We start from the raw sequence: 9,880 nt of genomic DNA, 5'->3' as shown, positions 1-9,880 counted from the left end.
GGGATCGCGACGATCAGCGCCACGATCATCGACAGGGATGCCCGCAGCAATGTCTTCGGAAGACGCTGGCCGATCGCGTCGGCGACCGGGCGCTTCACGGTGAACCAATCGCCCAGGTCGCCGACGGCGAGGTGCGACAGGAAGGTGAGGTACTGCTGCCACAGCGGCTGGTCGTAACCGTTGGCCGCGTTGAACGCGTCGATCTGCTCCTGCGTCGCCTGCATGCCCAGGATGCCGAGGGCCGGGCCCTCGGGCATCGCCAGGTTCAGCAATGCGAACACGATGAGCGTCACGATCAGGATGACGATGAGCCCTTGGACGACGCGTCGCCCCAGGAACATCCAAATGCCGAACCGGTTGCCCCCGGCGTTGGCCGTGGTGCGCGCGGTCTGCGCCGTCGCCGTGGTCATGCTTCCTCTGCTTCTTCTTGTCGCCGGTGACTGTCAGATCAGTCGGTCCACGACCACCGCTGCGGGTAGAACGACGCGCCCGGGTCCTGGTGCGCGACGTCGAGGCCCTTCTTGATGACCGAGACCTGGTACACCGGGTTCGGCATCCACATCACCGGAAGGTCCTCGGCCAGCAGCGCCGAGTAGTCCTGCGCGATCTGCGGGTCGGTCGAGAACGTCATCTGGTTGATGAGCTCCTCGGCCTCGGGGTTGTCGTACTGACCGGCGTTCCACTTGGTGTCCTTCGCGAACACGCGCTCACCCGTGGGGTAGGCCGGGAAGTACCACGAGCCGGCGGTGCCGAAGAAGACGAGCTCCCACGTGCAGGTGGTCGAGCCCTCGACCTTGCAGGACTGCGCCTCCGTGAGCACCGAGTCCAGCGGCTTGGCGTCGATCGTCATCTTGACGCCGACCTTCGCCAGCGACGACTGGATCTCGGCCATCATGTTGTCGGTCTCCTGCGAGCCGTTCTGCGTGGTCACGACGATCTCGGCCTTGGCGCCCTGGGCGATGCCCTCACCGCACTGGTCATCGCCCGCACCGGGCGTCGTGCACTCGAAGACGCCGTCCGAGTTCTTCGTCCAGCCGTGGCTGGTGAAGAGCGCTTCGGACTTCTTCAGGTCGAACGGGTACGGGTTGTCCTTCTGCACGTCCGAGAGGTAGTCCGAGTCCTGCGTCTGCGGGACCGGGCCGTAGTCCGGCGTGGCTGCGCCGTGCCAGATGACGTCCGAGATCGTCTCCTGGTCGACGGCGTGCTGCAGCGCCTGGCGCACGTAGAGCTGGTCGTAGAACGCGCCCTTTTCGGGGTTCGCGAAGTTGTACGGCATGTACGTGATCGACCAGCCGGCCCACGGCTCGACGGTGTAGCCGAGGTCGGTGAACTGCTTCTCGTTGGTCAGCTGCGCGCTGGTGACGTAGCCGTAGTCGACGTCGCCGGAGCGCACCGCGTTCATCTCGGCGTCGGCCGAGGTGAACGGGACGAAGGTGACCTCCTTGATGGCGGGCTTGTCGTCACCGGTGTACTTGTCGTTCGCGGTGAGGACGACCTGTCCCGAGTCGGACCAGCTCTTGACGGTGTACGGGCCCGAGACCGTCTTCCACAGGTCGTTCGTGGCGTACGTCTTCATGTCCTCGGCCTGCGAGAACAGGAAGTCGAACACCTGGACCGCCGTCTCGGGATCCTGGTCGTAGTCGCCGATCTCGCCGTCTGCGCTCGTCTTGTCCCACGCGTGCTGCGGCATCGGGTAGACGAGGCTCAGCTGGTTGGCGAGCAGGAACTCCTCGTTGTAGACGGCGTCGAACGTCAGGGTGAAGTTCTTGTCATCGACGATCTCGAAGTTCGTGATGTTGTCGGGGATGCGGCCGGCCGAGTAGCCACCGGTCTTCTCGGCGTTGTAGCGCACGAGGTTGTACCAGAACTCGACGTCGCGCGACGTGACGGGCTCGCCGTCCGACCAGTCGAGGTCGTTGAGCGTGATGGTGACCGAGAGGTGGTCGTCGCTGAACTCGTACGCCTTCGCGGCCGAGCCCTTCTGGTCCCACTCCATCTTTCCGCTGGTGCCGTTGTACTCGAACAGGCGCGGCCACATCGTGGCCTTGATCGCGCTGTTGTGCGTGGCCATCGTGTCCGGGCTCGAGATGGGCAGGATCCAGTTCGGGCCGGTCCCTGCGGGCAGTGCGTAGCTGACCGAGTCCTTCGTGTCGCCGGCCGAGTCCGTCGCGGACGACGCGCATCCGGACATCACGAGGGCCCCGGCTGCCACGACGCTCAGGGTAGCGACGAGACGTCGCATCGCTGGCTTACGCATCAAACCTCCTTGTTCACACGGTCGAGACAGGTCATGTTCGTTGGTTTCTCGACGCACTTTTCATCATTCACGGAGAAAGTACCCGCGCAATGCCATCCTTATTACGTTCTCGTAACTTACTTACTCCATATTCGGAGCAAGACGCTTGGAAGGCTCAGCCGAAGAGTCGCGGCGTCAGGTCCGGGGCCGCGTCGAAGGCATCGAACGGGAACATCGGGCGCTGGATGCGGTGATGCCCGAGGCGCTGCAGATCCTGGTCGACGCCGCCCGGCGTCAGCGCGAGCGTCCAGCCGCGCTGGATCGCGTAGAGCGTGGGCTCCAGGTAGCCGATCTTGGTCACGACGATCTGCGCAGCCAGCGGGTCGAGCCCGATCGCCGTGAAGTCCTCGACCGCGTGGTAGGCCTTGCGGAACTCGGTGACGATGACCCGCAGACCCCCGACGCGGATCACGGCGATGCCGCCGGCATCCGGATCTCCCTCGTACAGTCCGTCGAGCACGCCGGTGATCGTGACCGGTCCGTGCGGACCGTGGTCGACGCGGGCTCCCGCGGTGACCGTGACGGTGTCGCCCGTACGGTGCCGGCGCAGCTGCGAGAGCGCCTCGGCGTCGAAGATCGAGCCGACCAGCACGGTGGGGGCGTCGGCGGCCGTGAGCCGTTCGTCCGCCAGCAGCTGCGCCAGCGTCCACGTCACGTCCCCGGTGCCGCCGGCGCCGGGATTGTCACCCGAGTCGCTGATGAAGTACGGCGTCTCGGTCGCGGCCAGACCCGCATCGACACCTTCGGCCAGAGTCCCCGGAGGGCCGACGAACTCGAACTCGTCGCGCACGTCCCAGAACGCGCGCCCGAGCTCTTCCGCAGCGGCCGAGATCGCGGCGTCGTCCGTGCCGGTGACGACCACGACGCCGTGACAGCGCGGTTCGTCGGCCCAGGCGTAGCCGATCCAGATCGCGGCGTCGATGATGCCGGGGCGCTGCTCGATCTCGTCGATGCGGGCGTACAGGCTCTTGGCCGGCTCGACCCGGGTCGACGTCTTCTCGCCCGGGAGCAGGATCGGCACCGTCACGTGCGCACGGCGCGGGGCGACGCCCGACTGCAGCGTCTCGACGAGGTTCTTGATCGCACGATCGCGGGTCTCCCACGTGTCTTCGTGCGGCGCGAGCCGATAGCACGTGATGATGTCGACCTGCGAGACGAGGGGGTCCGACACGTTGCCGTGCAGGTCCATCGACGCCGACACGACCACCTCCGCGCCGACCACCTCGCGGATGGCGGTGATCAGGTCGCCCTCGGCGTCATCGAGGCCGTCCACGCTCATCGCGCCGTGGATGTCGAAGAAGAGCCCGTCGAGAGGCGCCTCCGCGACGAGGGAGCGCAGGCCCTCGAGGATGCGGCCCTTGATCTCGTCGTAGACCTCTCGCAGCACGGCGCCGCCGGGGATCGACCTCGCGTAGTACACGGGCAGCCATTGCGCGGCGTCGAGGTAGGTCCCGTCGCGCAGCGAGGGGTAGCGCTGGATCAGGTCGTCGCCTTCGACGCGCTGGAAGTCGCGCGCTCCGGCGCGGTGGGGCGAGAACGTGCTCGACTCGATCGCCATGCCGGCGATCGCGATACGCGGGAGAGGTGTCTGGGTCACTCGGCCAGTTTAGGCAGTGACCGGAAGAACTATCGATGGAGAAGGATAAACGGGGTCATCTTCATTCGATTTTGGATGAAGTGGTCTTCAGATCGCGGTCGATGCGTTCGGGTTCCAGCAAGGCCGCCAGCAGGGCGTCTCCGACACCTCGCGCGCCGCCGAGCGGGCCGGCCGCCGAGACGCTGATCTCGAGCAGGTCGGTCGACATCGGCAGGCACAGCGTGTAGATCGCCTGGCGCACCCCGGCGATGAAGGCGTCCGCTGTCGCCAGCTGCCCGCCGATGGCGAGAACCCGCGGGTTGAAGAAGTTGATGATGGTCGCGAGCACCTCGCCCGTGCGCTGACCGGCCTCGCGCAGCAGCCCGGTCGCGCGCGGGTGCGCGTCCGCGGCGAGTGCGAGCACGTCTTCGAGGTGGTCGACGGCGATGCCCGACTCCCGCAGTGCATCGACGATCGCCGCGCCGCTGGCGACCACGTCCAGGCACCCGACACGCCCGCACGAGCAGATCACGGGCGGCGCGCCGGCGAGCGCGACGTGGCTGATGTCACCCGCGACGCCGCGGTACCCGCGATACAGCTCGCCGCCGACGATGACGCCGCAGCCGATCCCCGAGCCGGCCTTCACGAAGACGAGCTCGTTCACACTCTGGCCGCGCTCGACGAACTCCCCGATCGCCATCGCGTTGGCGTCGTTGTCGACGTGGGCGGGGAGCCCCGTGATCTCGCGCAGCAGGTCCGCCACGACGATGCCGTTCCAGCCGGGCATCCGCATGGGCGCGAGCAGCCGGCCGTCGCGGGAGTCGACCGGGCCCGGCAGGCTCATGGCGATGCCCTCGATGCACGTCCCCGGCAGCTCGGCGGCGACCTCCTGCACCCTGTCCCACACGTCGGCGAGAACGCGCTGCGGACCGTCCAGCAGCGACAGGGGCCGGTTCGAGTGAGCCAGCACGTCCCCTCGGCGGTTCATCAGCACGATGGTCATGTGACGCTCGCCGAGGTCCACGGCGGCGACGATGGTCTCGCCGGCGCTGACCGCCAGCATCCGGGGCCGTCGTCCGCCCTTCGAGACGCCGCGTCCGGTCTCTTCGAGGTAGCCCGCCGCGATCAGCTCCTCGACCCGCAGTGCGACGGTGGAGGCGCTCAAGCCGGTGAGCCGGCTGAGGTCGGCGCGCGATTCGGCGCGTCCGCTCTGCACCAGGCGGAACAGCTCCCCTGCGCTCGGCGTGCTGGTGGCGGTCATCGTAGGCCTCCCTCTCGGAGTCTGAGCATACGGCCAGACTGAGTCACTTGCGTCGAATTCGGACGAACTATGTCAAGACTCGCAAGAAGGTGCGGATCCTCATCAGCAGGTGGCGGGGACCTCGGCAATCGCGTCGAGAATTCAGGAAGAACGGAGGGTGCGCCTCTCGCTCCTCGCGGAATTGCGCGGCTCGGCGCGGACAGCGTGCAGGATCTCCTGAATTCCGCACGAGCACGGCGTGGTTGCGCCAGGAGCGAATCGCGCGGCGACCGGTGGCCCCGCCGAGCAGGATGGACGCATGCCCGTGAATGGTGTGGGAGTCACCGCTGTCGCCGTGGCCGCCGCGCGCGCCCTCGAATCCGACCGACCCGATGCGCTCGTGGTCGACCCGTGGGCGGCCGCGCTCGTAGGGGCGTCGGGGGTCGCGGTGCCGTTCCCCGAGCGATGGCCCGAGCGCGCCGAGGACATTCCCGAGGTCGACCGCTCGATGCTCCTGGGCGCCTCGTACATCGGGCTGCGCACGCGGTTCATCGACGACGAGCTGCGCACCGGCCGCCTGCGGCAGGCGGCGATCCTCGGCAGCGGCCTCGACACGCGGGCGTGGCGGCTGGACTGGCCCGACGGCACGCGCGTGTTCGAACTCGACTCCCCCGAGGTCGTCGAGTTCCTCACCGGGACGATGGATGCCGTCGGCGCCACGCCGACCGCCGACCGCCGAGTGGTGGCGGCCGATGTGACGGCGCCGTGGGCGTCGGCGATCGTCCGCAGCGGCTTCCGCCCCGCCGAGCCCACGCACTGGGTGCTGGAGGGGCTGCTGCCGTATCTCTCCGCGCACGACCAGGCGGCACTGGTGGACGACATCATCGACCTGTCGGCCCCCGGCTCGCGGGCGGTCATCGAGCGCGCGCCCGCGCTCACCGACACCGCCGAGACCCGCGAACGGCTGCAGACATTCGCGCTGGCCACCGGCATCCCCTTCGACGATCTGCTGGCCCGCACCGATCCACCGGACCCTGCCGCCGTCCTGGCCGCCGCAGGCTGGACCGTCGCCGAGATCTCGGTTCCCGACCTGGAGCGCGGCTACGGGCGTCCGCTGGGCGTCGACCGCACGGATTCCCCCGCTGACCAGCGCGGAGGCTTCGTGACAGCACTGCGCGGATAGCACCCTGTCGCGTGTCGGTGGCCCGTGGTTGGCTGACGGCATGGACATCGTGAATTCCGCCGACGGAACCCCCATCGCGTACGAGGTGTTCGGCGACGGCCCAGCCGTCATCGTCGTGAACGGCGCGCTGTCGCGAGCCGCCGATGCGACCGGCCTCGCTCAGGCGCTCGCCGATGCCGGCTTCCGCGGCGTCGCCTATGACCGGCGCGCCCGAGGCGAGAGCGGCGACGCCCGCGGCTCGACCCCCGACCGCGAGGCCGAAGACCTCGCCGGCGTGATCGACGCGGTCGGCGGCGCGGCCGGGGTGCTCGGCCACTCGTCGGGCGCCGTGCTGGCGCTGTACGCGGCATCCCGCGGCGTGCCGACTGGGGCGCTGTTCCTGTCGGAGCCGCCGCTGCGGTTCGGCGTCGACGAGCCCGCCGACGACCTCGCCGAGCGCCTGCAGCGCTACGTCGACGAGGGACGGCCCGACGATGCGATCGTGACGTTCCAGCTCGAGGGCGTCGGGCTGCCCGAGCAGATGGTCGAGGCGTTCCGACAGAGCAACCAGTTCACCGCGGTGCTGCCGCTGGCGCAGTCGACCGTGTACGACACGAACCTCGTGAACACCTCGTCGGTGCCGAGCCCCGAGATGCTGTCGGTGCAGCAGCCCGTCACGATCATCCGCGGCGAGCAGACCTTCCCCATCCTGATCACGGCCGCCGACCGCCTCGCGGACGAGATGGACGGCGCCGAGCTCGTCATCGTGCCAGAGTCGGTCATGCACCGTCCGGATCCGGTCGCGACTGTGCGTGTCGTCGCGGAGCGCCTCGCTTAGGCGGAGCGCTCTGGGTCGGGAGAGCACCTGCGGTACGGAGAGCGCCTCGCGTAGCGGAGCGCCCCGCGTGGGCGGGTCAGCCGTCGAGGCGGTCGAGCAGCTCGACGGCCGCCCGCGCGTAGTCGCCGATCCAGCGATCATGGATGCGCTTGATCGGAAGGGGCGCGCGCGCCAGAGGGCGCTCGCGCCCCTTCTTGCGTCCGGTCACGAGTTCCGCACGCTCCAGCACCCGCAGGTGCTGCAGGACGGTCGTGCGGTCGACCTCCGGGAAGCGCGCGCACAGCGCACCCGTCGTGAGGGGCTCGTCCTTCAGCGCATCGAGCATGCGGCGCCGCAGCGGTGCGGCGAGCGCCTTGAACACCAGATCGTCGTCGACCTCGGTGCCTGCGGAGGGCTTGTGCGCGGCATCCGTCATGTTATAAAACTACAACATGTCTGAAGAACTGACCGCATTGTCGTTCACCGTGTCGGGGCGCGTCGCGCGACCCGTCGCCGAGGTCTATGAGGCCGTGGCCGACCCCGAGCAGCTGTCGCGCTATTTCACGACCGGCGGCGCTCGCGGACGCCTCGAGAAGGGCGCCGACGTGACGTGGGACTTCGCCGACTTCCCCGGCAGATTCCCGGTGACGGTCGTCGAGTCCGACCCTCCGCGCCGCCTCGTCATCCGCTGGGAGGCGCGCGACGGCATCGAGACCGAGACCACCACGACCTTCGAGTTCGAGCCCGTCGACGACGGCGCGCGCACACTCGTCACGATCACCGAGTCCGCGTGGCAGGCCTCCCCTGCCGGGGCCAAGAGCGCGTTCGGCAACTGCGAGGGATGGACAGGCATGCTCGCCGCGCTCAAGGCGTGGGTCGAGCACGGCATCAACCTGCGCGACGGCTTCTACGCCTGACCGCCCGGACGACGCGTCGACCGACGCTCGACCCCGGCTGGCGCCTTCGCCGTCCGGCCCCCGCCGACCGCCCGACACCCGGCACCGCATGCCGGCACACGGCGGAGGACCGCCCGGCAGGCCGGACGGTCCTCCACGATCAGCGGCGCGTCTCCCCCTCGAAGGCGCCCGCACCGATCCGCTAGTGCTGTGCCGCTCCTTCGGCGCCGATGCCCGTGAGCGCGCGCACCTCCATCTCGGCCTCCTTTGCCGGGTCCTCGGTGCCCTTGTCGAGCACCGTGCCGAGCCAGCCGAGGAAGAAGGCGAGCGGGATCGACACGATGCCCGGGTTCGACAGCGGGAACCACGCGAAGTCGATCGCCTCGGTCCTCAGCATCGACGTCTCGGATCCCGACACGACGGGCGAGAACGCGATGAGGATGATGGCCGACGCGAGACCGCCGTACATGCTCCACAGCGCGCCCTTCGTCGTGAACCGCTTCCAGTACAGCGAGTAGACGATCGTCGGCAGGTTGGCCGACGCCGCCACGGCGAACGCGAGGGCGACGAGGAACGCGACGTTCTGTCCGTTGGCGCCGATGCCGCCGATGATCGCGATGACGCCGATCACGACGACGGTCCGACGGGCGACCTTGACCTCTGCCCCTGCGGCCGGCTTGCCCTTCTTCACCACCGAGGCGTAGATGTCGTGCGCGAACGAGGCGGCGGCGGTGATGGTGAGGCCGGCGACCACCGCGAGGATCGTCGCGAACGCGATCGCCGAGATGAGGCCGAGCAGCAGCGGTCCGCCGAGGGCGTTCGCGAGCAGCGGGGCGGCCGAGTTGGCACCGCCGGGGGCGCCGGCGATGACGGCGGGGCCGACGAGGGCCGCGGCACCGTAACCGAGGACCAGCGTGAACACGTAGAAGATGCCGATGAGCCAGATCGCCCACACCACGGACTTGCGGGCCTCTTTGGCCGTGGGCACCGTGTAGAAGCGCATGAGCACGTGCGGCAGTGCGGCCGTGCCGAGCACGAGCGCGAGGCCCAGCGAGATGAAGTCCACCTTGCTGATGTCGCTGACGCCGTACTTCAGGCCCGGGTCGAGGATCGCCGGGTTCTCGGCGACGACGGTCGCCTTCTCGAGCAGCGCCGAGAAGTCGAAGCCGTGCATCGCCAGCACCCACACGGTCATGACCGCGGCGCCCGCGATGAGCAGCACGGCCTTGATGATCTGCACCCACGTGGTGCCCTTCATGCCGCCGATGAGCACGTAGAGGATCATGAGCGCGCCGACCACCGTGATGACCAGCGACTGGCCGAGGGTGTCGCCGATGCCGAGCAGCAGCGACACGAGTCCGCCGGCGCCCGCCATCTGCGCGAGCAGGTAGAAGAAGCAGACCACGAGGGTCGTGATCGCGGCGGCGACCCGCACCGGGGTCTGCTTCAGGCGGAACGACAGCACGTCGGCCATCGTGAACTTGCCGGTGTTGCGCAGCAGCTCCGCCACGAGCAGCAGGGCGACCAGCCAGGCCACCAGAAACCCGATGGAGTACATGAAGCCGTCGTAGCCGGTGATGGCGATCGCCCCGACGATGCCGAGGAAGGATGCCGCCGACAGATAGTCGCCCGCGATCGCGGCGCCGTTCTGCCCGCCCGTGAAGGAGCGGCCGGCGGCGTAGTAATCGGATGCGGTCTTGTTGTTGCGGCTCGCACGGAAGACGATCACCATCGTGATCGCGACGAACAGCGCGAAGATGCCGATGTTGAGCCAGGGGTTGCCCGGCGCCGAGGCGGGCGCGGCGTCTGCCGCGAAGACGATGCTCATCGGGAGACCTCCTCAGGGGTCGACGCGGAGCCGGCGGCGACCGACTCGCGGATCTCGCCCGCGAT

8 protein-coding genes and 1 pseudogene are annotated in these 9,880 nt (G+C 68.9%); 3 read left to right on the top strand and 6 right to left on the bottom strand.

Annotated elements, in window-relative coordinates:
• The 4 genes and pseudogenes from ACTHNQ_RS11580 to ACTHNQ_RS11565 form a co-directional block, all read right to left on the bottom strand.
• Positions 1-410 (bottom strand): annotated as a pseudogene (locus ACTHNQ_RS11580) (ABC transporter permease); the annotation flags it as partial.
• Positions 411-448: 38 nt separating this feature from the next.
• On the bottom strand, positions 449-2,212 hold the full coding sequence (locus ACTHNQ_RS11575; protein WP_440333535.1) for a peptide ABC transporter substrate-binding protein: 1,764 nt from the start codon (positions 2,210-2,212) through the stop codon (positions 449-451).
• A gap of 199 nt (positions 2,213-2,411) precedes the next feature.
• Positions 2,412-3,893: a M81 family metallopeptidase gene (locus tag ACTHNQ_RS11570; protein ID WP_440333533.1), complete on the bottom strand. Its 1,482-nt coding sequence runs from the start codon at positions 3,891-3,893 to the stop codon at positions 2,412-2,414.
• 61 nt (positions 3,894-3,954) lie between these two features.
• On the bottom strand, positions 3,955-5,133 hold the full coding sequence (locus ACTHNQ_RS11565) for an ROK family transcriptional regulator (protein WP_440333531.1): 1,179 nt from the start codon (positions 5,131-5,133) through the stop codon (positions 3,955-3,957).
• Between the two features lie 298 nt (positions 5,134-5,431).
• Here ACTHNQ_RS11565 and ACTHNQ_RS11560 point away from each other — a divergent pair, with 298 nt between their 5' ends.
• Positions 5,432-6,295: an SAM-dependent methyltransferase gene (locus tag ACTHNQ_RS11560; RefSeq protein ID WP_440333529.1), complete on the top strand. Its 864-nt coding sequence runs from the start codon at positions 5,432-5,434 to the stop codon at positions 6,293-6,295.
• 40 nt (positions 6,296-6,335) lie between these two features.
• Positions 6,336-7,112: an alpha/beta fold hydrolase gene (locus ACTHNQ_RS11555; RefSeq protein ID WP_440333527.1), complete on the top strand. Its 777-nt coding sequence runs from the start codon at positions 6,336-6,338 to the stop codon at positions 7,110-7,112.
• 76 nt (positions 7,113-7,188) lie between these two features.
• On the opposite strand, the gene ACTHNQ_RS11550 is transcribed toward ACTHNQ_RS11555, so the two are convergent.
• Positions 7,189-7,527: an ArsR/SmtB family transcription factor gene (locus ACTHNQ_RS11550; protein WP_440333525.1), complete on the bottom strand. Its 339-nt coding sequence runs from the start codon at positions 7,525-7,527 to the stop codon at positions 7,189-7,191.
• A gap of 16 nt (positions 7,528-7,543) precedes the next feature.
• Here ACTHNQ_RS11550 and ACTHNQ_RS11545 point away from each other — a divergent pair, with 16 nt between their 5' ends.
• Positions 7,544-8,008 carry an SRPBCC domain-containing protein gene (locus ACTHNQ_RS11545; RefSeq protein ID WP_440333523.1) on the top strand — a complete coding sequence of 155 codons (465 nt, stop codon included), beginning with the start codon at positions 7,544-7,546 and terminating at the stop codon, positions 8,006-8,008.
• A gap of 181 nt (positions 8,009-8,189) precedes the next feature.
• Here ACTHNQ_RS11545 and ACTHNQ_RS11540 read toward each other — a convergent pair whose 3' ends face one another.
• The gene (locus tag ACTHNQ_RS11540) at positions 8,190-9,815 is read right to left on the bottom strand and encodes a solute symporter family protein (protein WP_440333521.1); all 1,626 of its coding nucleotides are present in this window, start codon (positions 9,813-9,815) and stop codon (positions 8,190-8,192) included.
• Between the last annotated feature and the right edge of the window lie 65 nt (positions 9,816-9,880).

The sequence above is a fragment of the Microbacterium sp. genome (genome assembly GCF_051953575.1).
In the GTDB taxonomy this organism is placed as follows: domain Bacteria; phylum Actinomycetota; class Actinomycetes; order Actinomycetales; family Microbacteriaceae; genus Microbacterium.
This window is presented reverse-complemented; position numbering and strand designations above follow the sequence as displayed.

Bases quoted from the DNA above. Each gene is read 5' to 3' on its own strand.
- ACTHNQ_RS11560 (WP_440333529.1), top strand. From the start codon at position 5,432: ATGCCCGTGAATGGTGTGGGAGTCACCGCTGTCGCCGTGGCCGCCGCG.
- ACTHNQ_RS11555 (WP_440333527.1), top strand. From the start codon at position 6,336: ATGGACATCGTGAATTCCGCCGACGGAACCCCCATCGCGTACGAGGTG.
- ACTHNQ_RS11550 (WP_440333525.1), bottom strand. From the start codon at position 7,527: ATGACGGATGCCGCGCACAAGCCCTCCGCAGGCACCGAGGTCGACGAC.
- ACTHNQ_RS11565 (WP_440333531.1), bottom strand. From the start codon at position 5,133: ATGACCGCCACCAGCACGCCGAGCGCAGGGGAGCTGTTCCGCCTGGTG.
- ACTHNQ_RS11540 (WP_440333521.1), bottom strand. From the start codon at position 9,815: ATGAGCATCGTCTTCGCGGCAGACGCCGCGCCCGCCTCGGCGCCGGGC.
- ACTHNQ_RS11545 (WP_440333523.1), top strand. From the start codon at position 7,544: ATGTCTGAAGAACTGACCGCATTGTCGTTCACCGTGTCGGGGCGCGTC.